At 62.3% G+C, this 14,279-nt stretch carries 13 protein-coding genes and 1 tRNA gene; 7 read left to right on the top strand and 7 right to left on the bottom strand.

Annotated elements, in window-relative coordinates; translation table 11 throughout:
- The first annotated feature begins 2 nt into the window (after positions 1–2).
- The gene (locus AAC126_RS10060; protein ID WP_339852866.1) at positions 3–743 is read left to right on the top strand and encodes an APH(3')-II family aminoglycoside O-phosphotransferase; all 741 of its coding nucleotides are present in this window, start codon (positions 3–5) and stop codon (positions 741–743) included.
- Positions 744–1,010: 267 nt separating this feature from the next.
- Here the strand turns inward: AAC126_RS10060 and AAC126_RS10055 are convergent.
- From AAC126_RS10055 to AAC126_RS10045, 3 genes are all read right to left on the bottom strand, one after another.
- Positions 1,011–1,087: transfer RNA gene (locus tag AAC126_RS10055), tRNA-Arg, on the bottom strand.
- A gap of 267 nt (positions 1,088–1,354) precedes the next feature.
- Positions 1,355–2,389, bottom strand: coding sequence for a lysophospholipase (locus AAC126_RS10050; protein WP_339852864.1), 1,035 nt, complete (start codon positions 2,387–2,389; stop codon positions 1,355–1,357).
- Positions 2,379–3,380, bottom strand: coding sequence for an ABC transporter ATP-binding protein (locus tag AAC126_RS10045; RefSeq protein ID WP_339852862.1), 1,002 nt, complete (start codon positions 3,378–3,380; stop codon positions 2,379–2,381). The genes AAC126_RS10050 and AAC126_RS10045 overlap by 11 nt, the downstream gene beginning before the upstream one ends.
- A 115-nt stretch (positions 3,381–3,495) precedes the next feature.
- Here AAC126_RS10045 and AAC126_RS10040 point away from each other — a divergent pair, with 115 nt between their 5' ends.
- Positions 3,496–3,678 carry a zinc-finger domain-containing protein gene (locus tag AAC126_RS10040; RefSeq protein ID WP_339852860.1) on the top strand — a complete coding sequence of 61 codons (183 nt, stop codon included), beginning with the start codon at positions 3,496–3,498 and terminating at the stop codon, positions 3,676–3,678.
- Here AAC126_RS10040 and AAC126_RS10035 read toward each other — a convergent pair.
- Positions 3,675–4,328: a methyltransferase domain-containing protein gene (locus AAC126_RS10035; protein ID WP_339852858.1), complete on the bottom strand. Its 654-nt coding sequence runs from the start codon at positions 4,326–4,328 to the stop codon at positions 3,675–3,677. The genes AAC126_RS10040 and AAC126_RS10035 overlap by 4 nt on opposite strands.
- 181 nt (positions 4,329–4,509) lie before the next feature.
- On the opposite strand from AAC126_RS10035, the gene polA reads away from it, so the two are divergent.
- Together polA and AAC126_RS10025 are read left to right on the top strand one after the other, a co-directional pair.
- A complete protein-coding gene (gene polA / locus AAC126_RS10030; RefSeq protein ID WP_339852856.1) occupies positions 4,510–7,353 on the top strand; it encodes a DNA polymerase I in 2,844 nt (947 codons plus the stop codon).
- 25 nt (positions 7,354–7,378) lie between these two features.
- Positions 7,379–7,903: a GNAT family N-acetyltransferase gene (locus AAC126_RS10025; protein WP_339852854.1), complete on the top strand. Its 525-nt coding sequence runs from the start codon at positions 7,379–7,381 to the stop codon at positions 7,901–7,903.
- A gap of 12 nt (positions 7,904–7,915) precedes the next feature.
- Here the strand turns inward: AAC126_RS10025 and AAC126_RS10020 are convergent, their stop codons facing one another.
- From AAC126_RS10020 to AAC126_RS10010, 3 genes are all read right to left on the bottom strand, one after another.
- Complete coding sequence (locus AAC126_RS10020) at positions 7,916–8,290, bottom strand: STAS/SEC14 domain-containing protein (protein ID WP_339852851.1); 375 nt, start codon at positions 8,288–8,290, stop codon at positions 7,916–7,918.
- A 241-nt stretch (positions 8,291–8,531) separates the two neighbouring features.
- On the bottom strand, positions 8,532–10,136 hold the full coding sequence (locus AAC126_RS10015) for a phosphoenolpyruvate carboxykinase (RefSeq protein ID WP_339852849.1): 1,605 nt from the start codon (positions 10,134–10,136) through the stop codon (positions 8,532–8,534).
- Positions 10,137–10,287: 151 nt separating this feature from the next.
- Entirely contained in the window at positions 10,288–11,025 is a 738-nt protein-coding gene (locus AAC126_RS10010) for a DUF2470 domain-containing protein (protein ID WP_339852846.1), read from the bottom strand.
- 287 nt (positions 11,026–11,312) lie between these two features.
- On the opposite strand from AAC126_RS10010, the gene AAC126_RS10005 reads away from it, so the two are divergent.
- From AAC126_RS10005 to AAC126_RS09995, 3 genes are read left to right on the top strand one after another with little or no spacing between them, the layout of a single operon-like run.
- The gene (locus tag AAC126_RS10005; protein ID WP_339852843.1) at positions 11,313–12,032 is read left to right on the top strand and encodes a response regulator transcription factor; all 720 of its coding nucleotides are present in this window, start codon (positions 11,313–11,315) and stop codon (positions 12,030–12,032) included.
- Entirely contained in the window at positions 12,029–13,798 is a 1,770-nt protein-coding gene (locus AAC126_RS10000; protein WP_339852841.1) for a stimulus-sensing domain-containing protein, read from the top strand. The genes AAC126_RS10005 and AAC126_RS10000 overlap by 4 nt, the downstream gene beginning before the upstream one ends.
- A 25-nt stretch (positions 13,799–13,823) precedes the next feature.
- A complete protein-coding gene (locus AAC126_RS09995) occupies positions 13,824–14,243 on the top strand; it encodes an HPr kinase/phosphatase C-terminal domain-containing protein (RefSeq protein ID WP_339852838.1) in 420 nt (139 codons plus the stop codon).
- Positions 14,244–14,279: the final 36 nt, after the last annotated feature.

Raw genomic sequence — 14,279 nt, 5'->3', positions numbered from 1 at the left:
AGCTGGCCGGCTACACCTGGACCCAGCAAACAGTCGGCTGCTCGGAAGCGGCGGTATTCCGCGTTGAGGCACCAGGCAGACTGGTTTTGTTCGTGAAAACCGAGCCAGCCGGCTCGTTGAGCGAACTACAAGAAGAGGCAGCGCGGCTGCGCTGGCTGTCAACGACTGGGCTGCCTTGCGCACAGGTGCTTGCTGAGGTCCACCAACAGGAGCGGGATTGGCTGCTGCTGAGCGCGGTGCCCGGCCAAAACCTGCTTTCGGCCCCGATGGGTGCGGCGGAGAAAGTCGCGATGATGGCCGCTGTCTTGCGCCAGCTTCATCAACTCGACCCGACGACCTGCCCGTTTGATCATAGAGCAGAGCGCCGCATCGAGCTGGCACGGGCGCGAATGGAGGCCGGCCTGGTCGATCAGGATGATCTCGATGATGAGCATCAGGGTCTTGGGCCGACCGAGCTGTTCGCACGGCTGCAAGCCCGCAAGCCGCTTCGTGAGAACTTGGTAGTCACGCACGGCGACGCTTGTCTGCCAAACGTTATGGTTGAGAGCGGCCGCTTCTCCGGTGTCATCGATTGCGGTCGCCTGGGGTTGGCAGACCGCTATCAGGATTTAGCATTGACTACCCGGGACGTCGCCGAGGAACTCGGTCGCGAATGGGTCAAACCGTTCCTCGGTCACTATGGCATCAGCGATTTTGATTCCGACCGCGCGGCCTTCTACCGGCTACTTGATGAATTCTACTGAGCACGTACCGGCCGGAGCTTGGGAAACCACAGCTTCGGCTCCCAGGAAGTTGACAGAACTTGACGTCGATTAGTCTCCGATGAGCGCACGCAGAACCGACACGCTCGAAGATGGCGGCTACCGCCGAGGTCATCAGAGTGCGCTCGCACAGCGCGTCGAGGTCGCGGACGACGAGGTTCGTATAGCGATGTCGGAATAAACTGAGAACGCTGGTCGCCGCATTCAGCATAGAACGCGGGCGTTCGGCGTTCATGGTTCTGTTTTTTATGGCGCACCCGACAGGATTCGAACCTGTGGCCTTCGCCTTCGGAGGGCGACGCTCTATCCAGCTGAGCTACGGGTGCTTACCGGGTCGCAACTGCTTACGCAGTGCTTACGTGAACTTTTCGCGAGTTGAAAGATCAGAACGAGGGTCTCGCAAATCCTTGTTCTTACAGCCTTTTTTCGTCTCCTCTTTATTGTCCAGCCCCTTGACATCAGCCTTCGGAGGGCAGCGCTCTATCCAGCTGAGCTACGGGTGCATGCCTGGTGCCGGGCGGGAGCCGCACGGCTGAGCGAGCGGAACCTACCCTTGGGCGCGGCGTGGCGCAAGGGGAAAGCGCTGGTGTTTTTCAATCCTCGAACGGACAGAAATCCGGAAGCGGCCGTGCTCCGTTGCCGGGGCTGATTTCCGCTCCGCTCGGCAGTGCGGCTGCCGGATCGCCGAGCCATGCGGCGATGTCGGTGCTGACCCGGTCGCCATGCAGATCCCGGAACAGCATGTGATAGCCGTCTTCATAGAGGGCGAGCCGCCAGTGCCGCCCGTTTGTGCCGTCGTCGGGAAGGGTCGCCAGCATGCGGCAGGTCGGGCCGCGCGGGATGATGCCGTCCTGTTCGCCATAGAGCACCAGCAGCGGCGTGGAGATACGCGGAGCGGCGGCGAGGGCGTCGTCCATCAGGCCGGTTAAACCCCAGGCAACCTCGATCCGGGTCTCCTTGATCATCATCGGGTCATGGTAAAGCCGTCGCAGCATCTCGATATTGTCGGATGGCGGGCTGGGCAGGCTTTGTGGCCGGACACGGATGCGCGGCACGGTGTGCGCGGCCAGGGTCAGGATAAAGCGTTTCCAGGGTGCCAGAGTGCTGCGGCCCCAGACGGCTGGTGCCGAGAGCACGGCGCCGTCCAGTCGTGGAGGTGTGGCGCTGGCGAGCGCGGCCATGATCACGGCACCGCCCATGCTTTCGCCGAGAGCATAGACCGGTAGATGCGGATGGGCCGCGCGGAGCAGGCCGGAGACCGTGTCGAGGTCGTCGGTCATGGCGCCGGTTCCGGCCCAGTCTCCACGCATGGAGGTGCCGCCGAAGCCACGCTGGTCATAGGCATAAACCAGTAATCCATGCCGTGCGAGCAAGGGGCCGAGATCCCGGTAGGCGCCGGAATAATCGTTGAGGCCATGTAATGCGATAATCACGGCGCGGGGCAGCTCTTCCGGTGCCCAGCGCCGGTAGGGCAGTTCTGCCCCGTCCGGCATGATGAAGACGTCATCAAGGATCGCGGCGGGCCGGTGTGCCTCAAGCCGGGGCGTTATGCCCGGCGCGCAACCGGCCAGGGCGATCAGAAGCGCGACGCAGGACCAGCGCGCCTGTCGAAACAATTCACGCCGCATGAAAGCGGTCTGTCTCCGGATTCTTGCTGGTGAGAGCGAGGAAGATATCTTCGAGATCGCTCTCGTCGGTGCTGATGTCCTGGATGTGGAAATCCGCAGCGGCCAGAGCACCGAGGATGCGGGCGATCGGACCGTCGCTCTTGCGGAACGTGAAGGTCAGCCGGTTTTCCCCGGAGATTTCCACTTCGAAAGGCTGCAGCGGTTGCGGCAGCGTGCCGACGCTCTCTGGAAGCCTCTCGGCGACCGTGACCGTGACCGACTTGAAGTCGATCCTGCGCATCAGGGTTTCCTTGGTCTCGCAGGCAATGACCTCGCCGTGATTGATGATGGCGATGCGGTCGCAAAGCGCCTCGGCTTCTTCCAGATAATGCGTGGTCAGCAGAATGGTGACGCCATGCCGGTTAAGTTCGCGGACATTGTCCCACAGCTTGCGGCGCAGCTCGATATCGACGCCTGCGGTGGGCTCGTCCAGAACCAGGATTGGCGGGTTATGTACCATCGCCTTGGCCACCAGCAGGCGGCGCTGCATGCCGCCGGATAGCGAGCGGGTATAGGCATCGGCCTTGTCGCCGAGTTCGACCAGATCAAGAATTTCTTCCGTACGACGCTCTGCTTTTGGCACGCCATAGAGCCCTGCCTGAAGATCCAGCAACTCGCGAGGGGTGAAGAAGGCGTCGATATTCAGCTCCTGCGGCACGATACCGATGGCGGCCCGGGCCTGACGCGGATCCTCGTCGATATCGATTCCCCAGACCTTCGCGGTGCCGGCGGTCTTGTTCACCATGCCGGCAAGGATATTGATCAGGGTCGATTTGCCGGCGCCGTTCGGGCCCAGCAGGGCGAAGATCGAGCCGCGCGGCACGGCAAGGTCGATGCCTTTCAGGGCGTGCTTTTGCCGGGGGCTGCCAGCTTTCCCGTAAACCTTTTCAAGGCCTTTGATTTCCAGGGCGAGGTCGGGAGCGGATTGAGACGGTATGGGATGTGTCGGCACAGAGCTGACCTTTTTCAGGCGATTGAAAAACCATGTCGAATGGCTATTATCTCCCGGCATTCCGGGAACGGAAACTGCGCTTAATATAGGTACGATGCGGAGAAGGACCAGTCAGATGGCAAAACCGTTCGAAGTGATCACTGTTTCGGAGAAGCGTGTTGCCTGCGATGGCGGCAAGGGTTCGCTCGGACATCCAAAGGTTTTCCTTACCGTCGGCGACGAAGGCAAGGTGACCTGCCCCTATTGCTCCCGCGAGTTTGTCTATAGCGCGCCGGTGGCCGGCGAAAGCGCGGCCTAGACGCGGGTAGTGGCCGCCGCCGGGGGTGTCTTGCCTCTGAGCGGCCAGTAAACATTGCCGTCAATCTTCTTAACCGCGACGGCGAGCAGCTCGTAGCTCGCTTCTGCCGGTTTGATGTCTACGTGCTCGAACCCCGCATCCCGCAGCTTTTGCTCCAAATTTTTCGCAGTGAACGCTGTCCGGTGGGCCATGAAATGGTTGCCCTTTTCGATCTCCCAGCTTGCGCCGAATAATATATCCATCGGCATGACCGGGTTTTTTTCCCCGTCGACAATGGAGGTGTAGAGTTCCTTCTCTACGCCAACTTGTAGGATTGCCCGGCAGATCTGTTCCAGATTTGGGGTTCGGATAATGAGGAAACCCGTATCGTCCAGTACTCTGTGGAAGTTTGCCAGGCACTTTGGCACTTCATGGAATTCCAGATGTTCCAGATTGTGCTTGGAGAACAGGTAATGGGCGGAGCCGTCCGGAATGGTCGCCAAAGTGCGGATGTCGTCGATCACGTCCGGATTGACGCCGGGATCGATATCCACTCTGACCTCACGCCATTCATTCTCGAAATCGAGCGGCGGCAGGGCTTCCTTGCCCTGGTGGCCGCATCCCACATGGAGCAGGGTTTTCATCCCGGCCGTTTCCTGAATTGTCGTCATTGTGGGCCGTATTCTTTCTGCTGATTGACAGGCATATGATGAATACAGCCGCCGTCACTGCCTTTCAATCGCCGTTCTTGGTATTGTTCGGCGGCGGGCGCGCCTATTCGCTTGTCATGGGCACCGCCGCCGCTAGACTCACCCCGCAGCCGATTTACGAAGCCAGTTTCTGGATCCCTTGATGACCGATATCGCCGCGTCCGACGTCCCCAGCGCCATTTCCGACACGGAAAACCATCTCTATCTGGTGGACGGCTCCGGCTATATTTTCCGTGCGTTCCACGCCCTGCCGCCGATGAGGCGGTCCGACGGCACGCCGACAAATGCGGTATTCGGCTTTACTAACATGCTGATGAAACTGGTCGAGGATCTGGAAGCGGATCATGTCGCGGTGATTTTCGATACCAAGCGGCTGACCTTCCGGAACGACATCTATCCGGACTACAAGGCGAACCGGGACGAGCCGCCGGAGGATCTGCGGCCGCAATTCGCGCTGATCCGGGATGCCGTCCGGGCCTTCAACGTGCCCTGCCTCGAGATGGAGGGGTACGAGGCGGACGACCTGATCGCGACCTATGCCCTGCAGGCAAAGCAAAAGGGCATGCGGGTCACGGTGGTCTCTTCCGACAAGGATCTGATGCAGCTCGTCGATGATGGCGTCGACATGTTCGATCCGATGAAGAACCGGGCGATCGGGCGTGCCGAGGTGATCGAGAAGTTCGGCGTCGGGCCGGAGCGGGTGGTCGATGTGCAGTCGCTGGCGGGCGACAGCGTCGACAATGTACCGGGCGTTCCGGGGATCGGGATCAAGACGGCGGCGCAGCTGATCAATGAATATGGCGATCTCGACACGCTGCTGGCCCGGGCGGAGGAGATCAAGCAACCGAAACGGCGGCAGAACCTGATCGAATTCGCAGACCAGGCCCGGATCTCCCGCGATCTGGTCCGGCTGAAGGACGATGTCGCTGTCACCGAGCCGCTGGAGCGGCTGACGGTGGAGGATGCGGACATTGCCACCGTGCTGGCCTTCCTGAAGGAAATGGAATTCAAGCGGCTGATCGTCCGGTTCGAGTCGGAACTGGCGGATGGTGCCGCCGCGGCAACGCCGGGCGCCGCACCGGCGGAAGGGTCCGTCGGCTCACCCAATCCGGCCGGAGATGTCAGCTACGAGCTGGTGCAGGACGTCGCCGATCTTAAGCGCTGGATCGCGGCCGCTCATGCCGAGGGAACGGTCGCCGTCGATACCGAGACGACTTCGCTCAACGCCATGCGGGCGGATCTGGTCGGCGTCTCGATGAGCGTCGCGCCGGGCAAGGCCTGTTACATCCCGTTGGGGCACACGGCGGGAGAGGCGCAGGGTAATTTGCTCGGTGGTTCAGATGGCGGTGAGGACGGGCCGAAACAGATCCCCCGTGACGAAGCGCTGGCGCTGCTGAAGCCTCTGCTGGAAGACTCGTCGGTGCTGAAGGTGCTGCATAATACGAAATACGATGCACTGGTGCTGGCGCGGGAAGCCAATGGCGGCATAGCGCTTGGCCCGGTGGATGACACCATGTGCATCTCCTATGTGCTTGAGGGCGGCATGCACGGGCATGGTCTGGACGACCTGTCGGAGCTGCATTTCGATCATACCAACATCAAGTTCGCGGATGTCTGCGGCAAGGGAAAGACGCAGATCCCGTTCAGCGATGTCGCGCTGGAAAAGGCGCTGGATTACGCGGCCGAAGACGCGGACATGACGATCCGTCTGCATCGCAAGCTGCGTCCGGAATTGCCGAAAGCCGGACTTTCGACCGTTTACGAAACGCTGGAGCGGCCATTGATTCCGGTGCTGGTCGGCATGGAGAAGGCGGGCATCAAGGTCGACCCGCAGATCCTGCGCGCCATGTCGAAGGATTTCGAGAAGCGGCTGGAAGAGCTGGCGGTGCAGATCCACGAGCTGGCCGGGGAAGAGTTCAAGATCGGTTCGCCCAAGCAGCTTGGCGAGATCCTGTTCGACAAGATGAGCCTGCCCGGCGGCAAGAAGGGCAAGACCGGCGCCTATGCGACCGGAGCGGATATTCTGGAGGAACTGGCGGCGAAGGGTCACGATCTGCCGGCCCGGGTGCTGGACTGGCGCCAGCTCGCCAAGCTGAAATCGACTTACACGGACGCACTGGTGGAGGCGATCAATCCCGAGACCGGGCGCATCCACACGTCATATTCCATGACCGGTGCCAGCACGGGCCGTCTGAGCTCGAACGATCCGAACCTGCAGAACATCCCGATCCGCTCGGAAGAGGGGCGGAAGATCCGTACCGCTTTCGTGGCCGAGTCCGGGCACAAGCTGCTGGCGGTCGACTATTCCCAGATCGAGCTGCGTCTGGTTGCCGATATCGCCGATATCGAAAGCCTGAAGCAGGCTTTCCGGGACGGCATCGATATTCATGCCCAGACAGCGTCCGAAGTCTTCAACGTGCCTCTGAAGGACATGGATCCGACCACCCGCCGTAATGCCAAGGCGATCAATTTCGGCATCATCTACGGCATTTCCGCCTTCGGTCTCGCCCGCCAGCTCGGCACCGAGCCGGGTGTGGCGAAGAAATATATCGACGCCTATTTCGAACGCTTCCCGGGCATCCGCGACTATATGGACAAGACCAAGGCGGCGGCGCGTGAGGACGGTTATGTCACCACTTTGTTCGGGCGGCGCATCCATATTCCGGGCATCAAGGACAACAATCCGGCCCGCCGCGCCTTCTCAGAGCGCGCGGCGATCAACGCGCCGATCCAGGGCTCGGCCGCCGACGTGATCAAGCGCGCGATGGTTAGGATCGGCCCAGCGATTAAGGAAGCCGGACTGAAGGCGACGATGCTGCTGCAGGTACATGACGAATTGCTGTTCGAGGTGCCGGAGGCGGAGGTTGAGGAAACCACGGCACTGGTCCGCAAGGTGATGGAAAGCGCGGCCGATCCGGTGGTGCGGCTTTCCGTTCCGCTGGTGGCCGACGCGGGTGTCGGCGACAGCTGGTCCGAAGCGCACTGAGGCGGCCCGAGGCCGTGGAGGAACAATGAGCAAACCCGCCAAACCCGCCCCAAAGGGCGATCCCGTTCCGGTCGTGGTCCGCCAGGCGGAAGAGCGGGACAAGGACCGGCTGGTCGAGATCATGGATGCCTGCTGGGAGGCCACCTGGATGCCGTTCATGCCCCCGGCCGTCCCGGCGCGCTACCGGAATGAAAATCTCGGCCGTGCCTTTGTCGAAAACGCCTGGCAGACCTGCCGGGTGGCCGAAGACACGACCGGGAAACACGGCGTTACCGGCTTCTCTTTCCTGCTCGACAAGCAGATCAAGACGATCCAGGTGCCGCCGAAAATGCAGCATCGCGGCGTCGGTCGCGCGCTTCTGGAGGATGCGGAGGCGGAACTGGCCAAAGCCGGCCATGCGAGCGCCTATGTCGAATGCGACGTCTTCAATGCACGCGCGGCGGTCTTCTACCGCGCCATGGGCTACGAGGAAACCGGCCGCATCGACACGGATATGCTCGGCTACAAACTCGCGACGCATGTGTTCGAAAAACCGCTCGGCAGCAAGTAGCGACCACTCGAACTACGCCGTTTCAGCCAGCCATTTCTCCGCCGCTTCCGCTTCATCCATCCCGAACCCTTTCATCTCAAGCCCCGGGATCAGCGCGCCTTCGATATCGGCGGCGGTGCGAAGCCAGGCTTCGTCGCTGAGCACGGCGCAACGGTCGAACTTGCCGAGCAGGCCGAAGAGTTTTGGCAGATGCTCAAACTTCACGGCCATGGCGCTGAGGGATGGCCAGGGGAAGTGGTGCAGGCGGTAGAGAAGCTGGCCGTGTTCGATGCCTTCCGATTTCTCGATCAGCTCTTCGATGGCCCTGCGCATGGTCTCTTCATCAATGGAAGAGGCATTGAATTCCATGTCGATGCGGTTTTCGGCGGGTTTGGTGATCTTGATCATCTGAGCCTCCGGTCCGTGTGCCTGAACAGGATATGGGGACGGCGGAGGCGAAACGAAGAGCGGGCTGTCGCGGTTATTTTTAGCCGTTTTCCCGGCCGCAGAGCCGGGATCTTCCGGGCATGGAGGTGAGGCGGGCTGCTTGAGGTCCCGGATCAAGTCCGGGAAGATGATCTGAAGAGGCGCGCGTGAAAACAGAAAAGGCCGCCCGGAGGCGGCCTTTCGTATCGGTAACCAGCTGCGATCAGGCGGCGGCTTTCACCCCGGCTTCGATCACGGCAGCTTCGACATATTCCTCGAACTGCTGGAAATTTTCCTGGAAGCGGGCGCGAAGCTCGGAGGCGGTGGCGTCGTAGCCGGCCTTGTTTTCCCAGCTGTTGCGCGGGTCGAGCACTTCGGACGGTACGCCCGGGCAGCTTTCCGGGATAAAGAGGCCGAAATGCGGCTCCTGCTTCACCGGAACGTCGTCCAGCTTGCCCGCCAGCGCGGCCCGGACCATGGCGCGGGTGAAGGCGATTTCCATGCGCTTGGCGCCGGAGCCGGCGCGGCCGCCCTGCCAGCCCGTGTTCACCAGCCAGCAGGTGGCGCCGTGCTCGGCGATGCGTTCGCGTAGCATTTCGCCATAGACGCTCGGATGGCGCGGCATGAAGGGAGCACCGAAGCAGGTGGAGAAAGTCGCCTGCGGATCGTTGCCGAGACCTTTTTCCGTCCCGGCCACACGGGCCGTGTACCCCGAGAGGAAGTGGTACATGGCCTGTTCCGGTGTCAGCTTTGAGATCGGCGGCAGCACGCCGAACGCGTCCGCCGTCAGCATCATGATGTGCTTCGGATGGGCCGCCGTGCCGGAAAGATCCGTGTTCGGAATGTAGTGTATCGGATAGCAGGAACGGCTGTTCTCGGTCAGGCTGCCGTCGTCGAAATCCACTTCCCGGGTTTCCGGATCGTAGACCACGTTTTCCAGCACCGTGCCGAAACGCTGCGAGGCGGCGTAAATCTCCGGCTCGGCTTCCTCGGACAGCCGGATCACCTTGGCGTAGCAGCCGCCCTCGAAATTGAAGATACCCTTGTCGGACCAGCCATGCTCGTCATCGCCAAGCAGGATGCGGGTGCCGTCGGAGGAGAGCGTCGTCTTGCCGGTACCGGAGAGGCCGAAGAAGATGGCGCTGTCGCCATTCTCCGCAACGTTTGCCGAACAGTGCATCGGCATGACGTTCCGGTCCGGCAGCAGGTGATTGAGGATGCCGAAGATCGATTTCTTGATCTCGCCCGCGTACCAGCTGCCGCCGATGACGACGAGGCGCTTGTCGAAATTGACCAGGATGAAGGTCTCGGAATTCAGGCCATCCGCTTCGCCTGCTGCCTGCAGGCCGGGAGCCTGGAGCACGGTGAATTGCGGCTCGAAACCGTCGAGCTCCTTGCGCTCGGGGCGGCGGAACATGTTCTTGGCGAAGAGATTGTGCCAGGCGGTCTCGGTCACCACGCGCACCGGGAGGCGGTAATCCTCATCGGCGCCGGCATAGCAGTCGAGTACGTAGCAGTCGCGGCTCTGCATGTATCCGGCGAGGCGCCGGTGCATCTCGTCGAACAGCTCCGGCGTGCAGGGCCGGTTCACGGCGCCCCAGTTGATCTGGTCATGGACCGACGGCGTGTCGACGATGAATTTGTCCTTGGGAGAGCGGCCCGTATGCTTGCCGGTCTCGACAGCGAAGGCGCCGCCGGGGACAATCTGGCCCTCGTCATTGCGGATCGCATGTTCGTAGAGTTCCGCTTCGGAGAGGTTCCAGTAAGCGGTTCCGAGATTGAACAGCCCGTGCTGTTCCAGATCCTTCGCGGATCGTTCCTGGCCCATGTGACGCGTTTCCTCGATCTAGCTTCTTATAAATCCATGCGGAAATTTCTGGTCTTCTCTGCGGCTCCGCTCCGCCCAAGCAGGGATTGTTACGGATCTGCTTCGGCGATTGCAACCGCCCGGACCCCTCTAGACTGGAAAAAATGGCTGATTATTCCGCGGCACTCTGCCGCGCATGTTTCGCCAGACCGACAAGCGCCTTGCGAGTCTCGTCGGCATCCCGGACCGGTGCGTCGTAATCAAGCCGGGCAATCTCGCCGCCGAGCCGCAGGTCGCAGCCCTCGGTATCGCAGCCTGTCATCTCCCAGCCGGTGCCCTCACGGCCGAGCAGGACCGAGGCATAGAGCTGGTTCGCGTCGGTATGATCCTCATTCATATGGGCGACGATCCCGGCTTCCGCCTCTTCCAGTGCAGGCGCCCGTTCAGACAGGATATCCGCCGCCTCGACCCAGTGGATCTTGCCGAACCCGGCGACGATATGCGCCCGCTCGACCGCGACACGGTAGAAATTGAAATCCCCGAACCCGGCGAACATGCGGGCTGACGGATGACGGCGCAGATAGCGCTCCGCCAGACGCTCGTCCCCGATCTTTTCCACCCGGCCAAGCACGGAGGCCCGGGCGCCGGTCAGCGGCTCGGCGAGACCGGCGGTGCCATCGAACAACAGACAGACACGCGGGTCGGCCTTCAGGTTCGTCGTGTGTTCGGCGAGGTCGGACAGCAACATCAGCGGACTGCCGTCCTGATCGGTGGCGGCCATGACGAGAGAGCCGTAGGGCCAGCCGCTGTCACCGGCCATGCCGGTGGAGAGCGTCGCCCGGTCAAGCCGGCGCATCAGGGAGCGGATTTGTGCGCCGGGAGCAAGCGCGCGGGGGTCTGCTGTGCCCATCTTCATCACGTCCTGTCATTCATGTGTCGGGAACAGGGCCATCAAAATGAAGCGCCGCGCTTTATGCAAGCGGGATGATCCGGACCCGGCGGATCGTGCCTGTGTCATTTTGAAGGTGTGATTTTAATCATGGTTGTCGAAACAATGCCTTGGCGCGGCCACAGCATTGCCTCATTCCGCCGCCATTTCCATATGCGGGTTAAAGGTACATACCGCTCCGGCTGGCCCCGGAGAGCGGAAACGTGCAAAATCGGGGGCGCCGTTCTTCGGCGGAAAGGAATCCAGGCATGAATACGATCGCGCTGGTCGATGACGACCAGAATATTCTCACCTCTGTTTCCATCGCGCTTGAGGCCGAGGGCTTCGACGTGCGCACCTTCAAGGATGGTGAAGAGGCGCTGCGCGGGCTGACCCAGCGGCCGGTGGATCTCGCCATTCTCGATATCAAGATGCCCCGCATGGATGGCATGGAGCTGCTGTCCAGGCTGCGCCGGCAGAGCGCCCTGCCGGTGATCTTCCTGACCTCGAAGGATGACGAGCTGGACGAGATGCTCGGCTTGAAGATGGGCGCGGACGATTACATCACCAAACCGTTCTCCCAGCGTCTGCTGATCGAGCGGATACGGGCGCTGCTGCGGCGCCAGGAGCTGGCCCAGGACGAAGCCAATCCGGCCAGCGATTCCGTACTCTCGCGCGGTGATCTGGTGATGGACGGCTCGCGCCATCTGAGTGCCTGGAAGGGCAAGCCGGTGCCGTTGACCGTGACCGAATTCCTGATCCTGCGCTCACTCGCCACCCGGCCGGGCCACGTCAAGAACCGGGACCAGCTGATGGATGCCGCCTATGGCGACGCGGTCTATGTGGACGACCGGACGATCGACAGCCATATCAAGCGCATCCGGAAGAAATTCAAGGGCGTGGACGATGATTTCGAACAGATCGAGACGCTGTACGGGGTCGGGTACCGGTATCGTGATCCGGCCCTGGTAGCCGCCGGCCCGGCATGAGCCTGTCCTGGGGGGAGGGACTGCGCGCCGCGCTGAAGTGGCGTGGCTCGGGGGACTCGTCTGATCGTGCGAACAGGACGGACGCTGCGGAGCAATCCGCACCGAACCGTTCGGGCATGGATCGTTCCGGCATGGACCGGACGGCGGCGGAAACCCCGCGCCGCAGACCCAGAATTTCCGGGCTGACGCTGCGCATTCTGGCGATCAATCTGTTCGCGGTCGCTATCCCTCTCTTTGGCCTGCTCTATATGGACCGCTATCAGGACAGCCTGATCGAGGCGGAACTGGAAGCCCTGACCCGGCAGGGCAGTATCTTTGCCAAGGGTGTCGCGGCGCTTGCCGTCGAGCCCGAATATTCCGAAGCAACGCAATTGTCCAAGGATCTGGTGCGCCGCATGGTGCGGCATGCCTCGGATCAGTTCGGCACGCGTTTGCGGCTGTTCGCGCCGGACGGGCATCTGATGGCCGACAGCAACAGTTTCGGGCGCTCGGGCGGGGTGGTTCAGATCCGGCCACTGGCGCCGCCGCGCGAGCCTGGTTTTGATCCCGGCCATTGGGCCGATACGGCCTATGATCTGCTGGTGAACTGGCTGCCCCGGCGTGGCGATTTCCCGCGCTACAAGGAAACGGCGACCCAGCGGGCGGAAGATTATCCGGAAGCGATAGACGCGTTGCGCGGGCGCCGGGCGCAGGCCGTCCGGACCGTTTCGGATGGCGGGCTGATCCTGACCTCCGCCGTGCCGGTGCGCCGCTACAAGCAGGTGCTTGGTGCCCTGATGCTGAGTGTCGACGGGCATGAGGTCGACGAGGCAATGCGGGACGTGCGGTTCGAGATCCTGAGCGTGTTCGCCTTCGTCTTCGCCGTGACCATCCTGCTGTCGCTCTATCTTGCGGGCACCATCACCCGGCCCGTGCAGCGGCTTGCCGCGGCGGCGGAACGTATCCGGCGCGACCGTACCCGGGAGACCGAGATTCCGGCGTTCGAGGGACGCGATGACGAGATCGGCGATCTGGCCCGGGCAATGCGGGAGATGACCGAGGCGCTCTGGCAACGGATGGACGCGATCGACCGGTTCGCCGCCGATGTGGCGCATGAGATCAAGAATCCGCTGACCTCCGTGCGCAGTGCGGTGGAGACGGCGGCGCGGGTGCAGGATCCGGAAAAGCAAAAGAAACTGATGGGGATCGTTCTCGACGATGTGCAGCGTCTCGACCGGCTGATCAGCGATATTTCCGAAGCCTCCAGGCTGGACGCGGAGCTGTCCCGCTCCGGTGCCGAAAGTGTTGATCTGGCGGCAATCCTGGCGACTTTGGCGGAGGTCTATGGAACCGCGGAGAACAGCCACGGCGTGCGGGTCGAGACCACCGTGAACGGCTCCGCCGATCTGCGCGTCCGGGGCAGCGAGAGCCGTCTGGTGCAGGTGATCCGCAATCTGGTCAGCAATGCCATCACCTTCTCCCCGGAGAATGGATCGGTTCGTCTGACGGCAGGCGCCGATCCCGTGGATGGCCGGGAAGTCATCATCACGGTAGAGGATGACGGGCCGGGGATTCCGGAAAACAAGCTCGACGCCATTTTCGACCGGTTCTACACGGAACGCCCGACCGGCGAGAAATTCGGTACCCATTCGGGGCTCGGTCTCAGCATCTCCCGGCAGATCGTCGATGCCTCCTCGGGCCGGCTCTGGGCCGAGAACCGCACGGGTGTCGATGGCTCTGTTATTGGCGCGCGGTTCGTCATACGGTTGCCCCGCGAGGCTAACTGAGGCGGGTAATCAGCGGCGGGGTTCAATGGAACTGGTATATGGCACGGCGGTCGCAATCGACGGCCGCGCGGTCCTTTTGCGTGGCCCGAGCGGCAGTGGAAAGTCCGATCTTGCGCTGCGTCTGATCGAGGGGGGCGCCATGCTGGTGTCCGACGATCAGACCCGGCTTGTCCGGGAAGCCGGCCGGCTCGTGGCCAGCGCACCGGATACGATCGCAGGACAGCTCGAGGTGCGCGGCGTTGGCATCGTGCCGGTCGCGAATACCCGCCGGGCGCCACTCGATCTGGTGATCGATCTGGTGCCGTCCGAGCAGGTTGAGCGGTTTCCGGAAGCCGGTTCCTGCACGTACCTTGACCTGACGGTCCCTTTGCTCGCGCTTGCGCCGTTCGAGGCATCGGCACCGGCAAAAGTGCGCCTTGCACTCAACCATTTCCCGGCGAAATAATGCGCCTTCGGAAATGCGCGTTGAAGGGGAGATAGA

The sequence above is a fragment of the uncultured Nisaea sp. genome, assembly GCF_963974195.1.
Classification (GTDB): Bacteria; Pseudomonadota; Alphaproteobacteria; order Thalassobaculales; family Thalassobaculaceae; genus Nisaea.
The sequence above is the reverse complement of the archived record's forward strand: the minus strand, read 5'-3'. Positions and strand labels throughout refer to the sequence as shown.

Coding starts and splice junctions, on each gene's coding strand:
- AAC126_RS10050 (WP_339852864.1), bottom strand. CDS start 2,389: ATGCGGCGTGAATTGTTTCGACAGGCGCGCTGGTCCTGCGTCGCGCTT.
- AAC126_RS10040 (WP_339852860.1), top strand. CDS start 3,496: ATGGCAAAACCGTTCGAAGTGATCACTGTTTCGGAGAAGCGTGTTGCC.
- AAC126_RS10035 (WP_339852858.1), bottom strand. CDS start 4,328: ATGACGACAATTCAGGAAACGGCCGGGATGAAAACCCTGCTCCATGTG.
- polA (WP_339852856.1), top strand. CDS start 4,510: ATGACCGATATCGCCGCGTCCGACGTCCCCAGCGCCATTTCCGACACG.
- AAC126_RS10025 (WP_339852854.1), top strand. CDS start 7,379: ATGAGCAAACCCGCCAAACCCGCCCCAAAGGGCGATCCCGTTCCGGTC.
- AAC126_RS10020 (WP_339852851.1), bottom strand. CDS start 8,290: ATGATCAAGATCACCAAACCCGCCGAAAACCGCATCGACATGGAATTC.
- AAC126_RS10015 (WP_339852849.1), bottom strand. CDS start 10,136: ATGGGCCAGGAACGATCCGCGAAGGATCTGGAACAGCACGGGCTGTTC.
- AAC126_RS10010 (WP_339852846.1), bottom strand. CDS start 11,025: ATGGGCACAGCAGACCCCCGCGCGCTTGCTCCCGGCGCACAAATCCGC.
- AAC126_RS10005 (WP_339852843.1), top strand. CDS start 11,313: ATGAATACGATCGCGCTGGTCGATGACGACCAGAATATTCTCACCTCT.
- AAC126_RS10000 (WP_339852841.1), top strand. CDS start 12,029: ATGAGCCTGTCCTGGGGGGAGGGACTGCGCGCCGCGCTGAAGTGGCGT.
- AAC126_RS09995 (WP_339852838.1), top strand. CDS start 13,824: ATGGAACTGGTATATGGCACGGCGGTCGCAATCGACGGCCGCGCGGTC.